Genomic DNA, 22392 nt, shown 5'->3' with positions numbered 1-22392 from the left:
ATTTAAAAAAAGAATGATAAATTAACTTTGTGTTTTTTTTCTGGGCTGTAAGTATAACAGCCCGGAGAAAAATTAAAATACTACGGATTTTGTAGATGTGAAAAAGTACAATTTGATAAAGGGACCAGCGGTTAACAATTGGATTATCCTGCCAAAAAAAAATGAAAAAGACAGGACATTTTATAAAAATTCTTTAAGTGATGAAAACAAAATTCTGAGCAGACAAGTAAAACAAATTTAAATAGAGAATATGAAGAATTGTATTAAACTTTTATTTCTTTTATTAGCAGCTGGTTGCAAATCGGACGTGAAATCAGAAACTACAAATCAAGCTGTTGTAAAAGAGGAGAGAAAACAAGACTCAGTTAAAATTGAAACTCCGGAAGATTTGAATATAGAGTATCCTGTACCTCCTGTCGACTTTTTAGAGGAAAAATATAAGAAGAATGGTTTTGTTCTTCCTGATGATCTTTCACCAACTCCACCGTATCCTCAATATAATTTTTTTGATAAAAGTTTGGGTGGTTTTGGTGTCAATTACATCGGAAAGTCTAAGCTGATTCAGGATTATTGGAATGTTTATAACAGGACAGGATTCTTTGGACAATTTGAGAACAGTGATCGTGCAATGGATGATTCCAAAAAAATAAGCGATATGGTAAAGGCAGTTTTAAAGAATAAACCAAATGATTATTATATCATTGCCGATTTCTTACCTAAAGAAGCAATTTCAAAATATTATAACGATGGATCGGTAGAATTTGATTTAAAAGAAGACGCTTATACGTATTTTTATATTTATGAAAATAACAAATGGATTTTTATAAAAAAACTCTTGACCAGTAAAATTGGTGGACAGGGACTTTCACTTTATAATGATTTGTTGCTAGCTCATAAAACAAAGAAAGAGTAAAACTATATCTGTCTTTCAGAGAATTTTCAATAGGTAGTGTCTCACTAACTGTGTAATTAAAAATAATGGGGTTTTAAAACCCCATTATTTTTTGTTTAATTTTAAAATTTACACAGTCTTATGAAAAAGAAGATTTCCTATCATCAAAATCTTCCGGTGATTTAAGAGTTGGATGACCATTGTTAGGTCATCATTTTATCTTTTAGAATCTCTACAGCTCATTATAATAAGTCTCTTCAATTTTTCTGCTGTAAATTTTAATTAAGCACTTTCTTTTTAAAAAGAATCTTATTTTAGCTTAAACATTCAATGTAAAAAATGAGAATAGCCATACTAATTTTGACTCTTTTATTTCTGAGCTGTAAAGACAGCAATTCAGAAAAAAAAACAAACAATGCCAATCAGGAGAAAGAAAATACTATATCCAGCTTTGATAAGGTCTTAAAGATAAATGACTATGTCTATAATATTTCCGATCATGGTGGTTTTTTTACCACATCGTATGATTACGGGATTCTCTATGATCCTAAAAACGGAAATGATTTAGGGAATTTAGTGACGTATTTAATTCCTACAGATTTTCTTTTTTTTCAAAAGCATTCCAAATACATCGATAAAGAAGAAGATGATTACGGAAAGCTGGAATCTTATATCAATAATCTAAGTATTGAGGAATATAAAAAAGCATTTGATGTTTATGTTTTTTTTATTGACAAAAAGTACCTTGTGGCAACTCCCCAGCTGGATAGTCCCTATAATACCACAGAAAAATACCAGACCCATTTGTATCAGTACAAAAACAATGCATGGGTAAAAATCGAATCTTTTGTTGTAGATTCTGATGAAAAAGAAAGGGAAGAAATAGAATGGAGAACTAATTTTATCGATAAAAAATCAAAGGATCTGCAAACGGCATTTTTTTCTACTGCGGCTCAATCAAAGATCGACGAATCCTGGTACAGAGATTATATCCTGATGCTTGATTCGTATGAACCGAGTTATAATTATACCTATTATGTAAAAGTGTCAAAAGATTCATCTTATATTGCAGAACGCCCTTTAAAGGATTTATTAATACCTTTTCAGGATGCTGATACCTTATTTTTATATCATAAGAAATGTCTTCTTGAAGGTTCAAAATACCTCGAAAATAAACAGATTCCGGAAGTGAAAATTGTAAAAGTAAAGGATAAATACTATGTCAGCAGCGAGGTTTTTGATTTGAAAAACAGTATTTCTACAAAGCCTTCTAAATATGGTTTTTTAAATGATGAACTGGAATAAAAATAGTTAGTTTTAAAGAATTTAATGTGTGTAACCAATTAATTGTGTCAAAAAGAGTATCAATGAAAAAAAGTAAAATAGTTTTGTGTTTGCTGTCCCTAACATTATTTGCCTGTCAGGAACAAAAAAAAGAAGCTCCGGCCCCTGTAAAAGTTAAAGTTTCAGAAAGTAAAAAGACTCCCGTAAAAAAAGAAGAAGGTGACTGCAAAGATCTCGAAATACAAATGGGAGCTGGTAGAATCTGTACTTTCAAAAATTCTGATTTTAATACAGAATATAATAAGATTATTGCTGAGGATTTGGTCGAAAATGCATCTATTTTACCTAAAAAAATACCGGCAGCGGACAGTCTTGTAGCGGGCAACGACAACGGACTGATTGATGTTGAGTTTAAAGTTAAACCTGCTAAAATAGAAATTATAATGAATTATGCCGGAGGAGTAACAGAACTGATCCTTGAAAAACACAAAGATGCTGTTACAAGAGGAATTTATTATTATGCAGATTAAGCATAGTGATATAGACAAAAGAATGTGAATAGCCTGGTAAACTTTTTAATATGAAACCAATAAATATACTTTTTTCCTTTTTCATACTTTTCCTGTGTGCCTGTAAAGAGCAAAAACAAGAAGAAAGTCCTGTAAAACCCGTTATTGAGGAAAATAAAACAGCAGAAGAAGCGGATTATGATACAGATGATTTACAAGGAAACTATGAATATAGAGATACAGCTAATCCAGCCGAAAACCTGTTTTTAGTACTCGAAAAAACAGAGATTAAAAATATTCCCAATTTTGAAGGATCTTCCTGGGAAGAAAAGAATGAAAAAGGGGAGATAGTTGAGGTTTGCCTGACAGGGACATTTTATGGCAATACCGATTTGTTCGATGAAGTCAGAGAAGGATATAGTCCTGGTTTTTTTGTTGTGAATGTTCAGGCCGAAACCTTAGAAGATAACGTATTAAAAATATATATAAATCTGAAGGCTGCTGATATTTTAGAAAATCCGGTGCAGCCTCCTGTTAAATCTACTGAAGAAGCCTTAAAAAAAGGAAACAAAAAATGGGAAGTGACCGACATGAATATCAGCAGGGAACTCCTGTTTGAAATCAAAAAAACGAACGAATTGATTCTGAAATCGGATCTGAATTCAGATGAAAAAGTTTTTACGAAAATTTAGAAAAAAAGAGGATCTGATATTAAATGTTGAAAAAGGATGTTTCAACATAGTATTGATAAGTATTTGATGGGTATTTTTATAGCTGTTGAACTGCTGTAACCGAAAGTACAATAGCTAAAAATTTTAATTTTATAAAAACAAAAAGTTGAAAAACGAAATCAGTTTAGCTATGAAAAAAATTGTAATGCTGTGTTGTATTTTTCTGTCTGTTGGAAAAACAGCAGCGCAGGAAATTCCCTTAGTATCTAATATTGCAGCCCGTAACAATATTACCTTAAACGGAAAATGGAGTTATATTGTAGACCCGCTCGAAAACGGATATTATGATTACCGTTTAATGCCCTTTAAAAACAACGGATTTTTCGAAAACAAAAAATTCAACACTACCGATTTAAGCGAATATAATTTTGCCACTTCGGCCGTTATGGATATTCCGTCTGACTGGAACAGTAAAGACGAAAGGCTGTTTTTTTACGAAGGAACAGTCTGGTTTCAAAAAGATTTTAATTATAAAAAAGACGCTAAAACCAAAGGAATTCTTCATTTTGGAGCAGTCAATTACGATGCCAAAGTTTATGTAAACGGAAAACTGGCAGGAAGCCATATTGGCGGTTATACCCCCTTTAATTTTGATGTAACTGATCTCCTGATTGACGGAAACAATTTTGTAGTAGTAAAAGCAGATAACAAACGTCATAAAGATAATGTACCCACCGTAAACATGGACTGGTGGAATTACGGCGGAATCACAAGAGATGTAACCCTTGCTCAGGTTCCTAATACCTACATCGAAGATTATCTGGTTCAGCTGGATAAAAAAGACAAAACAAAAATTTCCGGCTGGGTAAAATTAAACAGCGAAACAGCAGGCCAGTCTGTTACGGTTTCTGTTCCCGAGTTAAGAATCAAAAAAAACATCACCACTGATGCCAAAGGACTGGCTTATTTTGAAATAAAAGCCAGTCCGGTTTTATGGACACCCGAAAAACCAAAATTATATGAGGTAACCATTGCCAAAGCTGATGAAAATATTGCCGATCAAATTGGTTTTAGAACCATCGAAACCAAAGGAAAAGAAATTCTGTTAAACGGAAAAAAAGTCTTCCTGAGAGGAATCAGTATTCACGAAGAAGCCCCTTTCAGATCGGGCAGGGCTTGGTCTGAAGAAGATGCGGTTACCTTACTGACCTGGGCAAAAGAGTTAGGCTGCAATTATGTTCGTCTGGCCCATTATCCGCATAACGAAAATATGGTACGGCAGGCTGAGAAAATGGGATTAATGGTCTGGTCTGAAGTTCCGGTATACTGGACCATTTCATGGACAAATCCGGATACCTATACCAATGCCGAACAGCAGCTGCACGACATGATTTACAGAGATAAAAACCGCTGCGGTATCGTGATCTGGTCTATTGCCAATGAAACTCCGCATGGCGCTGACCGTGATATTTTCCTGAGTAAACTCGCTAAATATGCCCGTACACAGGACAATTCCCGTTTGATTAGTATGGCCATGGAAGTTACATCCAGTTCAAACAATATCAATACCCTTCAGGATAATATGAATGAATATGTAGATATTGTAAGTTTCAACCAATATCTGGGCTGGTACAGAGGAACCAATGAATCCTGTAAAGACATGCAGTGGGTGATTCCGTACAATAAACCGGTTATTGTCAGCGAGTTTGGAGGCGAAGCTTTACAAGGTCTGCATGGTGACAAAAAAGAACGCTGGAACGAAGAATATCAGGAAGAATTATACATTCAGAATACCCGGATGTTCAATCGCATTGAAGGTCTGGCCGGAGTTTCACCATGGATTCTGGTTGATTTCAGATCACCAAGACGGCAGCTGCCCAACATTCAGGATTTCTTTAACCGTAAAGGTTTAATTTCAAGTAACGGAATTAAAAAGAAAGCTTTTTATGTCATGAAAGACTGGTATGCCCAGAAAGAAGAAGAATACAAATAAACGAGCTATAGATAAAGCAGGAAACCTTCAGAGTCAGAAATGATAATGGAATTTTTTACTGTTACGACAGTAAATTTTGGTAAATGGAGCTTAAATTTAAATAAAAACAGAACGGATTAAGTGTTTTTACTGTTATAGCGGTAAAATTTGTTTAAAAAGCTATGACTGCGTTTTTCGAATGCAAAAAAACTTTATATTTACTGTTAAAACAGTAATTTATGGATGAATTTAATTTAGGGCTGTTAGTTAGAGAGCATCGCAAAACAGCCGGACTGACACAGCTGGAACTGGCAAATTTAGCGGGTATAGGAAAAACAACGGTGTTTGATGTTGAAAAAAACAAAGAAACTGTTAGATGGGATAGTTTAAAAGCAATTCTTGATGTTTTAAATATCGAAGTTCAGTTTGTAAGTCCTTTAAAAAAGTAAAACATGAGAAAAGCGATTGTGTATGTACATAGTATCAGGGCTGGAGAATTTGTAGAAGATGAAAAGGGAAATTATATATTTACATATGATCAGGACTATTCTTTAGAGCCTGTTTCGCTTACTATGCCCATTACGGCTAAACAATATTTCTTTTTACATTTTCCTCCGTTTTTTGAAGGACTGCTTCCAGAAGGTATAATGCTGGAAGGGCTTTTACGGATAAACAAATTAGATAAAAAGGATTATTTTTCGCAGCTTATTGCCGTAGGAAATGATTTGATAGGGGCGGTAACAGTAAAAGCTTCAGATCATGAATAGGTGTCCTGTTACTTATGAATTGTGCGGAGATAATTTATACAGCACTGCAGGATTGAAATTACTGTCTCCTAAACTGACAGCTTTTAAAAATCTGCCTTTTTCTGCTTTAGAGCAAAGACAGGAAGCAGCCGCCAGGGCAGCTAAATTATCTATTCAGGGTGTCCAGCCCAAATTAAGTGCGATCGTGTCAGTTAAAAACCAGCAGTTTGAAATTGTTGATCAGTATGGTAATTTTATTATCAAACCTCAAAGCGATATTTTTCCGGAATTACCCGAGAATGAAGATCTCACAATGCGGATGGCAAAAATTTACGGAATTGATGTTCCGTTTCATGGATTGGTATATTCCAAAGACCATTCGAAATCTTATTTTATAAAAAGATTTGATCGTTATAGTAAAGGAAGAAAATATGCTGTGGAAGATTTTGCCCAGCTGACCGGAAGTTCTAGAGATACCAAATACAATTTCACTTTGGAAAAAATGGTAAAAACGATAGACGACTTTTGTACTTTTCCTGCCATCGAAAAAGCTGAATTTTTTAAAAGGATATTGTTTTGTTTTATTACGGGCAATGAAGACATGCATCTCAAAAACTTTTCTGTGATTACAAAATCCGGTAAAGTGATCCTGGCTCCGGCTTATGATTTTTTAAATTCTACCATTGCCATTAAAAATCCACAAGAAGAAATGGCTTTAACCTTAAAAGGAAAAAAAAGTAATTTTAAGACAGATGATCTAATAGGTTATTTTGCTAAAGAAAGATTGGGATTAAGTGATAGAACTATTGATCTGCAGTTAAAAAAAATGTTCTCGAATGTTGATAAATGGAATGAGTTAATTGAAATTTCTTTTTTATCTGAAGGAATGAAAGAAAAATATCTGAAACTGATGAAAGAACGATTAGGAAGATTTTAAATTTTTAAAGAATAATTGGAACACACTATAAACGACAATCAAAATCTTAGAAAAAAGAAAAACATTTTCTGTAAGTAATACTGATTTTTGCGGTCTGTCCTCCCGGAACATTCAGTAAGCAAGTGGTGAAAGAATCCCAATTACGCGATCTTATACAGCTTCAAACCTACAGTGTTTTTAAGAAACGGGTTGAGGTAAGAAGGGATTTATATCTATTGAAAAAGGACATATTGCAATGAACCATGTCCCTAATATTAAGGTTGATGAAGATTGTATGAAATCCGAAGTAAAATTTTTTTCTTCTTTGATTTTGAAAAGACTTGGTAAAAAATAACGATGCCGGCTGATATTGCTGCCGGCACCATTTTTTAACTAATTTGTAACCGCTGACAAATCCTGAATTAGTCACGGTTAGCACTATTCGCCTGTCTGATTCCTTTAGGATCCGTTAAATTAAAACGGTAAACAAAACTTAGTCTGTACCGGGCGGCATTTGGGATATTGTTCTGCGTTACATAATAATCAGTACCTGTTGTTGTGCTTTTATTCTGGCGTAAATCAAAAGCATTGGAAACATCAAATACTAAAGTAGCTTTATCTTTCAGCAGTGTTTTGCTTAAGCCAAAATCAAGCGACTGCAGTGCATCATTTCTGGTCTGTGCATTCTGTTGTGCTCCCCTGAAATTATAACGTCCCTGAAAACTAAACTTTGCAGGAAGTTTAACCTGTGTATTCAAGCGTCCGGTAAACGTTTTTCCTTCATAGTCAAGATCTTCTCCCTGATAATTTCCCTTTTGTGTAAAATGATAAAAATTCATTTCAAGGTTTACCTGAAGCCATTTTAACGGATTATACAAAGTAGAAAGTTCAACCCCGCTGCGTATTTCATGCTGAATGTTTATAGGTGTTGTAAAAAAGATATCGTTTTCACGATAGGTATAATTCTGAATATAATCGCTTTCCCATTGATAATAAACAGAAGGATTCAGTGTAAACTTTTTCCAGGTTTTAAGAAAAGCCAGTTCCAATACATCAGAGTAAGAAGGATTAAGATCTGGATTACCAATATATTGTGCATTTAAATCCGTTAGTTCATTAAAAGGGTATAAGGCGTATAAAGACGGACGGTTGATACGTTTGCTGTAATTGAGCTGTAATGCTGCAGCATCCGTAAACTTATAGCTTAAATTAACGGTAGGGAATAAGCGGTTGTATTTCTTGTCATCATTGTAAGTATTCTTAACATCTGTAATCGAAATTTTAGTGAATTCGGCACGCAGTCCCAGCATATAATTAAACTTTCGGGCTTTATTGCTGTATTGTACATAAGCACTTTCAATGGTTTCAGTATAGTTGAGGTCATTGTCGATGTTTTGATAAACGGCCCAGTTGTTTCCCTGTTCCTGTTCCGCCAAAAAACGACTGGATACTTTACGAAGTTCTGTTTTAACCCCAAATTCAAATACAGAAGTACTATCGACAGGCTCAATAAAATCACTCTGAATAACCAAATCTTTACTATTACCTACAGAGTTAGTCCGGATACCGGGATAATATAAAGAAGACGGATATTGACGTTGTGTCAAAAGATTCCAGTCTTTATCGCTGTTCCACCAGTCGTACTGAAGGTCAATAGTCCATTTTTTGGCCGGTTCTTTAAAGGTCTGCGTATAATTAAATTCTAACTGATTATAATCTCTTTTTTCCAGAGATTTTCCTTCCCGGGTTAAAACACTGTCCTGCGTATGGCCGGCATTTGTATAATCGTACAATAAACGGGTTTTATCATCGTCTGTAGTGGCATTTTTTAAAAAAGCAGCTGTAACTGTACGGTGTTCATCAATATAATAATCAGCTCCGAGGTACAGTAATTTACCATCATCATGACGGTTCTCATTCTGTCTCTGGTTCAGATAACCGGGAACTCCGTTATTCATAGCAGACTGATTAGTAGTGTATAAACCAACATAGTCAGAAGAACGGATTCCGAAATTCGAAAAAATATTGATTTTATCTGATTTAAAATTGATACTGGGATTCAGGCGGCTGTCATTTGGCGAACCGGCAACCACCCGTACCTGACCGTTGAAACCGCTTTTTTTGTTTCTTTTTAATACAATATTGATAATTCCGGCAGAACCCGAAGCATCGTATCGGGACGAAGGGTTGGTGATAACCTCGATACGTTCAATCTGATCGGCAGCAATCTGATCCAGGGCGTTGCTTTGTGTTAAACCCGACTGGCGTCCGTTGATTAAGACCAATACATTACTGTTTCCCCGCAGGCTTATGGATCCCGTTGGGCTTACTGTTACAGAAGGCACACCGTTAAGAACGTCATGTGCAGAACCATTTTGCGAAAGAACATCTTTACCCACTTCAAAAACCTTTTTGTCCAGTTTCAGGCTCACACTGGATTTCTTTTCACCGTTAATTTCAACAGCGTTTAACTGCACAGCATCATTATGCATCGCAATAGTTCCCAGTTCTGTTTTGGATTTTCCTGAAATGATTTCCAGATTTTGCGAATAATTTTGATAGCCAATATAGCTCAAAAGCAGTGTCATATGTCCCGTTGGAAGCCCTTCCAGATTAAACACACCATGATTATCTGTTACAGTTACTGCAATTGTTTTTGATGTGTTATCCTGTATCGAAACTGTTACGTAAGGCAGGGTTTCTTTGGTTGTATTGTCCTGAACTTTACCCGAAACGGAAGCCTGCTGAGCCTTACAAAAAAATGGAATAAGGAAAAATAAAATACTGATTATTAGGTTTTTCATATTAGATTGGTTTTATGATGCAAGATTAGTTTATAAAGTAAAATCCTGCCTTTTAAAACATGCAAACGGCTCTGTGAGCTTTTCAACTGCATTTTCATATCCGATATTTCTTTTATCTTTATCTTATGTATCGATATCTCTTTTTAGCTTTTTTATCTCTGCTGTTTACGTCATGTAAGCAGTATACCGAGTACGTTAAATCTGATGTAACCTATTATGTTAATGAGGATACGCCACATGATTATCTGGGGCAGTCTCCCAATTCTGTATTTAAAGTTGATATTCCTGTTGACCTGCTTACAAGAGAAAATCCTTCTTCTCCGCTGGGATTACAGGTAAATGCTTTTGGTGCTTTTGAGGTGTATTGGGACGGAGTTCTGGTAGGCAGCAATGGTCAGATGGCAAAACCTGGCCGTCTCGAAGTGCCGGGAACAGAAATGTCCTATTACCAGATCCCCGAAAAACTAGCCGGTTTAGGGAAACATACGGTCACGGTAACCGGAACGCAGACACAATTACAAGAGGTAAAAAGAGGAATCGATGTAAAACTCGAAAGTTATTTAAGGCTTCATCGGGCACCGCTGGTGGTTATGTCTTTTATGAACCTTATGGCAGGGGCGTTTCTTATTGCGGCTATCTACTACTTTTTTCTTTTTATAAACAGTACCCGTAAAGAACCGGCAGTGTTGTTTTTTGGAATAATCTGCCTGCTTTTCTTTTTCCTGCTGATTGTAGAATACGTAAAATTTTATATCAGCATTCCATATACCCGATTTTACACCCGGTTAGAGATCGTCGGCTGGCTTACTTTTGTTATTTCGATACTCGTTCCCTGGTATTTTATGCTGCAGTTTGATTTCAGAAAAAAGAAATTGTTTTTATTTCTTTTATTCGTAAGTCTTATGACTATTTACATTGGTTATTATGGGCACTATGATATTTCGGCAGCTTATTTTACGCTGGATGCCCGTATTTTTTCTACGATTATTGCTTTTGAGGCCGCTTTTAGAAAAGTAAAAGGAGGAATTATGGTAGCTGCCGGTTTACTGGCCGGATTTGTGGTCAATTACTTTACCTTTTATGATTTCGGATTGTTTATTGCGTTTACGATTTTAGTATTCTGTATGCTTTATCTGCATACCATACGGGCCAAAGCTCTCGAAGAGGCTCATAACGCCTCGTTGCTGCTTTCTTCCCGATTGCAGTTAGAACTCATTAAGAAAAACATTCAGCCCCATTTCCTTCGTAATACCCTGACTTCGCTCATTGACTGGATCGAAGAATCACCACAGCAGGGTGTGGTTTTTATCCGTGCACTTGCCGATGAGTTTGATATTATGAATGCTATTTCTGAAGAAACACTGATTCCCGTTCAGCAGGAAATTGAGTTATGCCGGAAACATTTAGAAGTAATGTCTTTCCGAAAAGAAATATGTTATAATTGGGAGCAGAATAATATTGACGCAAATGAAACAATTCCGCCAGCGATTATTCATACCCTTATTGAAAACGGAATCACACATAGTTTACCGCCCAAAGAAGGCTGTATTACTTTTGTTTTGAGCTTTTCAAAGGAAAAAAACAGTAAACAATATACGCTCCGGACCTTAGCCCAAAACCGGAATAAAAAGAAAGCTGCCAGCAGCGGAACCGGATTTAAATATATCAAAGCCCGATTAAATGAAAGTTACGGAAACAATTGGCACTTTGAATCCATGGCTGTAGAAGAAGGCTGGCTTAGCACTATTAAAATTTTTGATAAAAAATGAAAATCCTGATTATTGAAGACGAGGCGCGAATCGCCAAAAGAATCGAACGAATGACCCGGGATTTTTTTGATAAAGAAGCTCATATTTTCCTTTCGGATTCGGTTGAAAACGGATTACTTACCATTGACCAGCATACTATTGATCTGCTGCTGCTTGACCTGAACCTGAATGGTGAAGACGGCTTTGATGTACTGCAGACTGTGGTAGCACGATCTTTTCAGACCATTATTATTTCGGCCTATACAGATAAAGCGATAACGGCATTTCATTACGGAGTTCTGGATTTTGTACCCAAACCATTTGATGAAAACAGACTTCATCAGGCTTTTATGCGTTTTACAGCTCCGGAGAAAAAAGGGAGTCAGGACATTCAGTTTTTGGCCGTAAAAAAAGCAAAAACAATAAAACTAATCACCATTAAAGAAATCAGATATATAAAAGGCGCCGGAATTTATACAGAACTGCATTTATCAGACGGACGTGTAGAACTCCATGACAAATCTCTGGAATCTCTGGAAAAACTCCTTCCGGAATCATTCGAACGCATACACAAATCCTATATTCTCTGCTGGAACGAAGCAGAGAAACTGGTAGTAGAAGCCGGAGGCCGTTATAATATGCAGCTCAAAAACGGAGAACTGCTGCCTGTGGGCCGTTCTAAATACAAAGAAATCAGACATAAATTAATCTGATTTTACAATTCCGGAAAACAGAATCGATTAAAAGCCGTAAAAAGGGAATGTCAGAATATTCTTAAAACTACTTTTTACCTTTAAGCTGCCACCAATTTTTATTCCTTAAAAACGAACTAGACAAACAGAATTGACCAAAACATCAGATTTGGATAATCTGTCTATGGTTTTGGCGGATACGTCCATCTCAAAAGCAGTCCTTCTCTATAATTTTATACTCAGTTCAGGAACAGGGTTTATTTCTTCTAAGGCATAAAAAAAGCTGAGGTTGTAAAACAGAAAACACCAGCCTGAAAAACTACAGGACAGAAGATAAAGATTATTTATAAGCATTAGATTATTTGTTTGGTTTGTTAGATGGGGAGATTAAGAAAACCTTTTAATCTCCCTTATTTTTTTATCTGTCGCAAAAAGGATTGACAATTTATAAATACATGACTATATGAAAAGTGACGCTCTTAAAATTAAGAAAGGCGGTTTATTTAAGATGGGAATTCCGTTTTTTATACTGCTGTTTTTTACCTGTACGCTTTATGCGCAGAACGAAGGGAAAACACAAAATGCTAAAGCAGTACTCGAAAGACTTTTGGGTACAAGGGCAGGAGATTTTGAATTAACGATAGTTAAGGATAAAGAACCAGCTCGTTCAGAATGGTTTGAAACGGAAACTGTTGGGAATAAGGTAAAAATAAAAGCCGGAACCAATACAGCACTGTGTTATGCTGCCTATAATTTCCTTAAAGATATTGGAGCTGTTTTAGTAAGCTGGGAAGGAAACAGAGTTAATCTGCCTAAAACCTGGCCGAAGTATTCCAAAAAAGGAGACACACCATTTGAATACAGAGAATATTTAAATGCCTGTACTTTTGGCTACACAACACCGTGGTGGGACTGGAAACGCTGGGAACAGGAAATTGACTGGATGGCGTTACATGGAATCAATCTTCCCACAGCAATGGAAGGTCAGGAAGCCGTATGGCAGGAATTATGGAAAGAATATGGTTTGACCAATTCTCAGTTAGAAGCTCACTTTGCGGGACCGGCTTATCTGCCGTGGCAGCGAATGGGAAATATCAATAGTCTCGAAGGGCCGTTACCGCAGGAATGGTTTGTTAAAAAAGAAGCGCTTCAAAAGAAAATTTTAGAAAGAATGAGAGCTTTGGACATGCATCCTGTTGTGCCGTCTTTTAGCGGTTATGTGCCAAAGGCTTTCGCCGAAAAACATCCCGAAGCCAAAATAACCGAATTAAAATCCTGGTCAGGCGGCGGTTTTGCAAGTACTTTTCTGTTAGATTCCAAAGATCCTTTATTCAAACAAATTGGAAAACGTTTTATCGAAATCTACACCAAAATGTACGGGAAATCTAATTTCTATTTAGCAGATTCTTTCAACGAAATTGAACCCCCTGTTACAGAACATAATAAATACGAAGAACTATCTAATTATGGAAGTGCTGTTTATGAAACTATAAATGAGGCGGCTCCTGGTGCAACCTGGGTGATGCAGGGATGGCTTTTTGGCGACAATAAACAATTCTGGACAAAAGAAGCAACAAGTGCTTTTTTAAGCAAAGTCCCAAATGATAAAGTGATGGTTCAGGATTATGCCAACGACAGATATAAGGTATGGGATAATCAGGAAGCTTTTTATGGCAAACAATGGACGTATGGATATGTACATAATTATGGCGGATCAAATCCGGTTTATGGAGATCTGAATTTTTACAAAGATGAATTAACGAGTTTATTGAAAAATCCGCATAAAGGGAATGTTGTAGGTTATGGCGCCATGCCGGAAGGATTAAATAATAATTCTATTGTTTACGAATACATTTATGATCTTCCGTGGACAAAAGGAGAACAGCCTGTAAACGACTGGCTGACTAAATATCTAAATGCAAGATACGGTCAGGCTCCGTCAAAACCTGTTTTTCAAGCTTGGGAATTATTACTGGAATCTGTTTATAATGTCAAATATTGGGAAACACGCTGGTGGAATGACTGGGCTGGAGCGTATTTGTTATTTAAGCGTCCAACTGTAAAAATTACAGAATTTAAAGGTAATCCGGGAGATAAAAACAAATTAAAAGAAGCTTTGGATATTTTAAGTAAAGAAGCCAAAAAGTACAATAAAACGAATTTGATTCAATATGATTTGATTGATGTTTCAAGACATTACAATTCACTTTCTATTGATGAAGAATTGATGGCGTGTGTCAAAGCATATCAGCAGAAAGACATTGCAAAAGGAGATCAGTTGTTTAAACAGATCGAAAAACAAGTTTTAGAAACTGATAAAGTTATGTCAGGACAAGCTTTAAATAATTTGGATCAATGGGTAAAATCGGCTTCTGATTATGGAAGCACACCTTCGGTTTCTAAATTATATGCCAAGAATGCTAAAACCTTAATTACCCTTTGGGGAGGAGAAGGGCATTTGAATGATTATGCTTCAAGATCATGGCAGGGAATGTACAAAGGATTCTATTGGCCAAGATGGAAAATGTTTTTAGAAGCTTTAAAAAAATCAGTCGTAAATAATACTCATTTTGACGAAACGAAAGAAAGAGAATCGATTAAAAATTGGGAAATAAAATGGACGGAGAATAATTAAAACAATACTTAATTGCGATTAATCCGTATATAATGAAAAAAACACCTAATTCTTAATAACTAAAACCTAAATAACAGCTAAAATATGAAATGAAATCTCCACGAAAACGATTTATTAGTAAGTATTTAATGATATAAAAAAAGAAAAAATACTTCGCTAAGCCTTACTATCACTGACTTTATAGAAATTATCCATGTTTATGAATAACTTGTCCATTTGTTAACATTTCATTAGCACTAATTTCGTCAGTACTATTTAACCAATTAACCAAGAAAACGATGGAAAAACTTAAACTTTTATTATTAGCCTTTTGCTTTGGCTTCTCAATGAATACATGGGCACAAAAAACAGAAGTGTCCGGTGTAGTTTTAGATGACAAAGGCGTTCCACTGCCAGCAGCCAATGTACTAGAGAAAGGTACAACCAATACAGCATCTACAGATTTTGATGGGAAATTTAAAATTTCGGCTTCAAACAAAAACGCCACACTTATATTTTCTTTTATGGGATTTGAAGATCAGCCTGTAAAATTAGATGGAACAAAAACAACTTATTCAATTAAATTACAGCCAACCACAACAAGTTTGGAGCAGGTAGTGGTAGTAGGTTACGGAAAAGGATCCCGTAAAAACTTAACGACTTCTGTAACTTCGGTTAAAGCTGAAGATTTAAACAGAGGTGCGATCAGCGACGTTGGACAGCTTTTACAAGGTAAAGTTTCCGGTTTAAATATTTCATCAAGTGGTGACCCTACAAAAACGGCTTCTGTAGTATTACGTGGAGCATCGACGTTAAATAGTTCTCAAGGGCCATTTTATGTAATTGATGGTATTCCGGGAGTAGATATCTCTGTTATTGCTCCGGATGATATCGCTACAATCGACGTTTTAAAAGATGCAGCTGCAACAGCTATCTATGGTAACCGTGCTGCAAACGGGGTTATCATGGTTACTACTAAAAAAGGAAGTAAAGGAAGAACACAGATTGCTTACAACGGTTATGTGGGCTGGGAAGAAGTTTCTAATAATCTGGATATGATGAACGCAGATCAGTTAAGAGCTTTTACAACTAAAAACAATTTGAATTTTACTCCGGAAAATGACAAAGGAGCTAACACGAACTGGCAGAAAGAAATTTTAAGACCGGGACGTGCAGCATCAAGCAGCCATAACTTGTCTATGAGCGGCGGTGGAGATCATGGAAACTATACAGCAAGTATTACTTCATTCAATAAAGAAGGGGTAATGCAGAAAAGTGATTTCTCTCGTATTATTGCCCGTTTATCTGTTGAACAATACGCTTTTGATGATAAAGTTAAATTTGGTTTAAATGTGACGAACTCTTCTACAAAATATCAAAATGTACCACAGCGTAATACGGTTCTTTTACAAGCAGCGAGTTATCTTCCGGTTTCGCCTGTAAAAAATGATGATGGAAGTTATTTTGAAAACTTTGTTAGTCCGGGGTATTTTAACCCGGTAGCTTTAATTCAGCATGGAACTGATGAAACAAAAACAGAAAACCTTATTGGTAATTTAACAGCAGAAGTAAAATTACCGTTTGGAATTACTTATAATTTAAATTTAGCGCATCAAAGACTTACGGCATCTCACGGAGAGTTTTATGACAGCTATTATTCACAATACAATAGTGCCAACTTCTACAACAATCCAGATCCGCCTTTGACAAAATCGTTAGTGAATTTTGGTATAAATGGTTCTGCTTTGAGAAACTCTTATGAAACCAGAAACAATATTATAGAGAGTTTCTTTACCTGGGATAAAACATTTGGTGATCATAAAATCAAAGCGGTTGCGGGGTATTCATGGCAGGAAAATACATTAGGAGACGGTTTTCAGGCTACAACAACAAACTTTCCAGTTGACAATGTTGGCTACAACAATTTAGCTTTAAGTAATTATACTTCAGTTAATGGTTATGTTGTAAACTTTGGAGATAGCAAAGCCTATCAAAAAACACGTCTTATTGCTTATTTCGCTCGTTTAAACTACAATTATAAAGACAAATATCTTTTACAGGGATCAATCAGACGAGATGGTGGTTCTATGTTTGGAGAAAATAACCAATGGGGATATTTCCCTTCTGTAGGTGGTGCGTGGAGATTAGACAAAGAAAACTTCATGAAGAATCAAAACTTCTTTAGTGATTTGAAACTTCGCGGAAGCTGGGGGGTAACAGGAAACTCTTCCGGATTTAACGCTTACACAGCACAATTTATCTCAGGAAGTTTAGGTACTTTTTATTACAACGGACAGCAAATTGGTGCTTACGGACCAAACCAGGCAGCAAATCCGGATTTGAAATGGGAAAAAACAGCTACAGCAAATATTGGTCTTGATTTCTCTATCTTAAAAGGAAAAGTAACAGGTTCTGTTGATGTTTACGACAAGAAAACAACAGACATGATTTTTAACTACAATGTAAATCCGGTGTTAGTACCAGTAGGAACAATTGTAGCAAACGGAGGAACCATGTCTAACAAAGGTATTGAGGTGAGTGTAAGCACAACTCCGGTTAAAACAGCAGATTTCAGCTGGACAACTAACTTAAACCTGGCGCACAACAAGAATGAGATCGTGAAATTAACTAGTCCGTTCTTTGTTGGTGGAGATTCTATCCGTCGTGTACAGCCAGACGGAGGTGGACAAACAGGAAGTACTTTACAGATTTTTAAAGAAGGAAAACCATTAGGACAATTCTTTACACTTAAATACGCAGGAAAAAATGCTGACGGAGTTTCTCAGTATTATGACAAAAACGGTGATTTAACTACAACACCTCAAATTGGAGTAGATTATCACTACGCAGGAAGCGCACAGCCAAAATTATTAATGGGATGGGCAAATACTTTCCAGTACAAAAAATTTGATTTAAGTATTTTCTTCAGAGGAGTATTTGGTAACAAAATTTTCAATGCAACGCGTGCCGATTTATTTAGACCGAGTACCGCAATGACCAATAATATTTTGGTGGATGCCGGAAACGAGTCTCCAAATGACTTAAACTCATACAAATATTCAGATCGTTTTATAGAAGACGGCAGTTACGTGAGATTAGACAACATGACTTTAGGATATAATTTTGGTAAAGTAGGCAGATATATCAGCAATGTGCGTATTTATCAAACTGTAAACAACGTATTTGTTATTACCAAATACAGAGGAATTGATCCGGAAGTTGAACAAGGAGGAACCGCTCCGGGTGTAGATTCCAATAACTTCTATCCAAAAACCAGAACATACATGTTTGGTTTAAATGTGATCTTCTAAAATTTAAATGCTAAAAATTATGAAAAAGATATTAAAATATTTAGGTCTTCCAGTATTGATGGCTGGTTTAGTATGGTCTTGCAGTGATCTTGATGTGCCTATTACAACGCAGTTGACACCTGAAGTATTTCCACAAAATTCAACACAATATATTCAGACAACAGGACCTGTTTATGCAGCTTTCCGCGGTGAGTTTTCATTTGCCTGGTGGTGGTCGCAGTCTTTAACTACAGATGAAGCGATTCTTCCGGCAAGAGGAGGAAACTGGTTTGATAACCGAAACTATATTGCCATGCATTTTCATGACTGGAATGCAGACAACGGTATTGTGGGAAGTCTTTGGGACTGGTCCTCTAAAGTGATTGGAACCAGCAATCAGGCTATTTCTATTTTAAGACAGACAATGCCGGAAGGTGCTGACAAAAATACGTTGATTTCTGAGCTGAAAACAATGCGTGCTATTTCCTACTTCATGTTGATGGACAGTTATGGAGATGTACCTTTGGATACTTTATACGGAGATTTTACGTCTCATGCTAAAACATCGAGAAAAGAAGTTTTTAATTTTATTGAAAGCGAATTAAAAAATGCCGTTCCAAATTTAAATCCGGCATCAGGAGTTACAACCTACGGAAGACCAAACAGACAAACTGCCAATGCAATGCTGGCTAAATTGTACTTAAATGCTGAGGTATATACAGGAACAGCTCGTTATACAGATTGTATAGCAGCCTGCGATCAGGTAATCAATTCCGGTTTATATGCTGTTGAGCCAAGAGCGACATACCTGCAGATGTTTTATCCGACTAACGGACCAACAATGAAAGAATTCATTTTTGCAGTTCCTTACGATCCTGCAGCAGTTACAGTTGGGTATAACGGACAAATGTACCACGCTCGTTATGACGTTCCTCGTTCTGAAAGAGCAAAATTCGGACTTCCTTTTACACCAAGTGCACCAAGAAGTACATTACCTGAATTCTATGCTTATTTCAATGATCCAAATGATATTCGTAACGGACAATGGCTTACAGGACTTCAGTATATGAACGACGGAGTTACGCCGGTAATGGTTACCACTACTAAAAAAGGATATGACCAGTTTTACACAGGATCTGATGGAGGAGAAACTTATACCTATCAGGTTAATTTAACGCCAAATATTGTTCCTCGTCAAAGTCTCGCTTTGTTTGATCTTGGAAATGATGAAATTGCATGGAACATGGGATACAGAAATATTAAATTCTATCCGGATGCCACTTCAACAAACCGTAATCAAAAGAACGACGTTCCTTTCTTACGTTATTCAGATGTGCTTTTAATGAAAGCAGAATCAATTCTGCGCGGAGGTGCGGTAACTTTAGGACAAAGTGCAGACGCATTGGTAAATATGGTTCGTTCTAACCGTACAACTTCTGCAGCCTTAAGCGGAGTGACTCTGGAAGAACTTTACAAAGAAAGAAGCCGTGAATTTGCGTGGGAAGCATGGCATAGAAACGATATGATCCGTTATGGAAAATATGAAGGATCCTGGGGATACAAAACCAATACAGATACTTACCGTCGTGTATTCCCAATCCCAACAAATGCAATGGTTTTAAATCCGGCATTAACACAAAATGATGGATATTAAAAATAAGAATTTAGTTAAGTACGCATTGTAATTCAATTTTAATTGTGAAAGGAGAAGAGCGTAAAAATTCTTCTCCTTTTTTACTAAAAAGAAAACTGGTAAGTCTAGTTGCTCATGATAACCAGTTCAGTTTCATTTTCATTTTTTGAATGAATACAAAGCTTGATCGAATGTAATTCCTGAGACCCCGACGAAAGATTAAGCTTTGTAAACATTCTTTTCAATCCGATACAAAAATCCTGTATAAACCAATAGCCCTTCATCAATACAAACAGAATAAATGGAACTAAATCAACTCTATAAAATAGGACGCGTCACAGTAAGTTTAGCCTTGGTCTTTTTAGTGTCATGCAAAAGTCAGAAAGAAGTTTCTTTACAGAAAAAACAGCTTTCCGATAGGGTATATCCGTTGCTGGACACTGAAAACTCAAGATGGTTTTACTTTTCATCAGCAAGTCGTCCGTTTGGTATGGTCAACTTAAATCCAGACACCGAAATTAAAGGCGATTGGGGAGGTGGTTATAAATATACTACAGATACAGTTAAAGGTTTTAGTCATGTGCACGAATGGCAGATGTCAGGCGTATCCGTGATGCCCGTGACCATTTCAGAAGAAAATAAAAAGACGATTTTTAAAGATTTTTATTCCAGATTTAGTCATCAGACCGAAATTATAACACCGGGATATCATTCGTTACAATTAGATCGATATCAAATCAAAACAGAATTAACCAGCACGCCAAGAGTTGGTTTTCATCAATATACATTTCCGAAAGAGGCACAAAAAGCAGTTCTTTTTAATTTAAATACTGTTTTAGGCCCTTGTGACAATACCAACGGAACATTGGAAAAAAATAATGATTTTGAACTATCCGGATCTTTGGTTTTAAGTACCAATTTCAGACGTCCAAAACCGTTAACGGTATTTTTTAAAGTGAAAACAAATGAGCCAGTTTCTTCTGTTGAAAGAGATAATGCAACGGGAAATTATTTGATTCATTTTGGTAAAACCAAAGAACAAGTGTTAATGAAAGTCGGTATTTCTTATACTTCAATTGAAAATGCCGATAATAATATTCAGACCGAATTAACCCATTGGGATTTTAATAAAACAGTTGAAGATTCCAGAAAAGTATGGAGCAGTTTATTAGGAAGAATAAAAGTAGAAGGCGGAACTGAAACCGACCAAAGAAGATTTTACACTGATTTATGGCATGCCCTGCAAGGGAGAAAAATGATTAGTGACGCAAATGGATCCTATCCTGATAATACAGGGGACAAATTCAGGGTGGGGCATTTGCCATTAAATGCAAACGGAAAACCAAAATTCAACCACTACAATTCTGATGCTTTTTGGGGCGCACAATGGACCATCAATAACCTCTGGGGATTGGTATATCCGGAGATTATGGAAGAATTTGTGTATTCATTAATGCAGTATTACAAAGATGGAGGAATAATCCCGCGTGGGCCTTCCGGTGGAAATGATACGTATGTAATGACCGGAGCTTCAACAACGCCATTTATTGTCAGCGCTATTCAAAAAGGAATTGTAAAAGACAATCTGGAAGAGATTTATATTGCACTCAAAAAAAATCATATGCCGGGCGGTATTATGGAAAAAGCCGGATATGAACACAACACCAATATTGGCGGAGGTTTAAAATATTATTTAGAAAAAGGATATGTGCCGTATCCGCTTCCCGATGGAAATTTCGGAAGCCACGAAGACGGTGCGAGCCAGACTTTAGAATATGCATATCAGGATTGGACTTTGGCTCAATTGGCTAAAAAGTTGAATCATGAAGATGATTATCAATATTTCATGAAAAGAGCCGAAAACTATAAAAATGTTTTTGATACTAAAATAGGCTGGATGTGTCCGAAAAATGTAGAAGGAAAATGGCGTGAAAATTACGATCCGTATCAATATGAAAATGGATTTATAGAATCCAACGGAGCACAATCTACCTGGTTTGTACCGCATGATATTGAAGGTTTAGCGAATTTAATGGGAGGAAAAGAGAAAGCAGTAGAAAAATTAAACGCACAATTTGAAACGGCTAAAAAACAAAATTATACTTCCGGTACATCGCACGACGCAGAATTACACCCGGAGTTTAGCCGAATTCCGGTAAATTTTGGAAATCAGCCGTCTATGCAGACTTCTAATATTTTTACCGTTTTAGGAAGACCTGATTTAACGCAGTACTGGACAAGAAACGTTGTAAAAGCAACCTTCAGCGGATTATCGCCTGCAACCGGATATAATGGAGACGAAGATCAGGGATTAATGGGAAGTCTGAATGTATTATTGAAATTAGGTTTATTTCAAATAAACGGAGGAACAGACAAAGATGCCGTTTACGAAATTGGAAGTCCGATATTCAATAAAATCACAATAACGTTAAACCCTAAATATTATTCAGGTAAAACATTCGTGATTAATGCTCAGAATAACAGTCCTGAAAAGGTGTATATCAAAGACATCAAATACAATACTAATCCAGTGAAAGATTTTACACTTTCACATCGGGAGATTACCAATGGAGGCGAATTGATTTTACAAATGTCGGCTCAGCCAAATCCTTAAAAATAGT

The 22392-nt window shown here is 36.2% G+C and carries 15 protein-coding genes; 14 read left to right on the top strand and 1 reads right to left on the bottom strand.

Going from position 1 to position 22392, the window contains the following annotated elements:
- The first annotated feature begins 307 nt into the window (after positions 1–307).
- The 8 genes from ACODST_RS07430 to ACODST_RS07395 all read left to right on the top strand — a co-directional run bounded on the left by ACODST_RS07430 (position 308) and on the right by ACODST_RS07395 (position 7011).
- Positions 308–913 carry a hypothetical protein gene (locus tag ACODST_RS07430; protein WP_488931482.1) on the top strand — a complete coding sequence of 202 codons (606 nt, stop codon included), beginning with the start codon at positions 308–310 and terminating at the stop codon, positions 911–913.
- A gap of 318 nt (positions 914–1231) precedes the next feature.
- Positions 1232–2197: a hypothetical protein gene (locus ACODST_RS07425; RefSeq protein WP_488931481.1), complete on the top strand. Its 966-nt coding sequence runs from the start codon at positions 1232–1234 to the stop codon at positions 2195–2197.
- 62 nt (positions 2198–2259) lie between these two features.
- Positions 2260–2706 (top strand): hypothetical protein, encoded by a 447-nt coding sequence (locus ACODST_RS07420; protein WP_488931480.1) that lies wholly within the window; start codon positions 2260–2262, stop codon positions 2704–2706.
- A 50-nt stretch (positions 2707–2756) separates the two neighbouring features.
- Positions 2757–3377, top strand: coding sequence for a hypothetical protein (locus tag ACODST_RS07415; protein ID WP_488931479.1), 621 nt, complete (start codon positions 2757–2759; stop codon positions 3375–3377).
- Positions 3378–3546: 169 nt separating this feature from the next.
- Positions 3547–5349 (top strand): glycoside hydrolase family 2 protein, encoded by a 1803-nt coding sequence (locus ACODST_RS07410; RefSeq protein ID WP_488931478.1) that lies wholly within the window; start codon positions 3547–3549, stop codon positions 5347–5349.
- 218 nt (positions 5350–5567) lie between these two features.
- Positions 5568–5777, top strand: a complete 210-nt coding sequence (locus ACODST_RS07405) for a helix-turn-helix domain-containing protein (protein WP_488931477.1) — start codon at positions 5568–5570, stop codon at positions 5775–5777.
- A gap of 3 nt (positions 5778–5780) precedes the next feature.
- On the top strand, positions 5781–6095 hold the full coding sequence (locus tag ACODST_RS07400; RefSeq protein WP_488931476.1) for a HipA N-terminal domain-containing protein: 315 nt from the start codon (positions 5781–5783) through the stop codon (positions 6093–6095).
- On the top strand, positions 6088–7011 hold the full coding sequence (locus ACODST_RS07395) for a HipA domain-containing protein (protein ID WP_488931475.1): 924 nt from the start codon (positions 6088–6090) through the stop codon (positions 7009–7011). Before ACODST_RS07400 ends, ACODST_RS07395 begins: the two co-directional genes overlap by 8 nt.
- A 401-nt stretch (positions 7012–7412) precedes the next feature.
- Here the strand turns inward: ACODST_RS07395 and ACODST_RS07390 are convergent, their stop codons facing one another.
- The gene (locus tag ACODST_RS07390; protein ID WP_488931474.1) at positions 7413–9794 is read right to left on the bottom strand and encodes a TonB-dependent receptor; all 2382 of its coding nucleotides are present in this window, start codon (positions 9792–9794) and stop codon (positions 7413–7415) included.
- Between the two features lie 125 nt (positions 9795–9919).
- On the opposite strand from ACODST_RS07390, the gene ACODST_RS07385 reads away from it, so the two are divergent.
- The 6 genes from ACODST_RS07385 (at position 9920) to ACODST_RS07360 (ending at position 22385) form a co-directional block, all read left to right on the top strand.
- A complete protein-coding gene (locus ACODST_RS07385; protein WP_488931473.1) occupies positions 9920–11563 on the top strand; it encodes a histidine kinase in 1644 nt (547 codons plus the stop codon).
- On the top strand, positions 11560–12255 hold the full coding sequence (locus ACODST_RS07380) for a LytR/AlgR family response regulator transcription factor (RefSeq protein WP_488931472.1): 696 nt from the start codon (positions 11560–11562) through the stop codon (positions 12253–12255). The genes ACODST_RS07385 and ACODST_RS07380 overlap by 4 nt, the downstream gene beginning before the upstream one ends.
- Positions 12256–12697: 442 nt before the next feature.
- Positions 12698–14869: an alpha-N-acetylglucosaminidase gene (locus ACODST_RS07375; RefSeq protein WP_488931471.1), complete on the top strand. Its 2172-nt coding sequence runs from the start codon at positions 12698–12700 to the stop codon at positions 14867–14869.
- Between the two features lie 278 nt (positions 14870–15147).
- Positions 15148–18159, top strand: coding sequence for a SusC/RagA family TonB-linked outer membrane protein (locus ACODST_RS07370; protein ID WP_488931470.1), 3012 nt, complete (start codon positions 15148–15150; stop codon positions 18157–18159).
- Positions 18160–18178: 19 nt separating this feature from the next.
- Positions 18179–19792 carry a RagB/SusD family nutrient uptake outer membrane protein gene (locus tag ACODST_RS07365; RefSeq protein WP_488931469.1) on the top strand — a complete coding sequence of 538 codons (1614 nt, stop codon included), beginning with the start codon at positions 18179–18181 and terminating at the stop codon, positions 19790–19792.
- Between the two features lie 280 nt (positions 19793–20072).
- On the top strand, positions 20073–22385 hold the full coding sequence (locus ACODST_RS07360) for a GH92 family glycosyl hydrolase (RefSeq protein WP_488931468.1): 2313 nt from the start codon (positions 20073–20075) through the stop codon (positions 22383–22385).
- Positions 22386–22392: the final 7 nt, after the last annotated feature.

The sequence above is a fragment of the Flavobacterium sp. FG19 genome, assembly GCF_057809475.1.
This window is presented reverse-complemented; position numbering and strand designations above follow the sequence as displayed.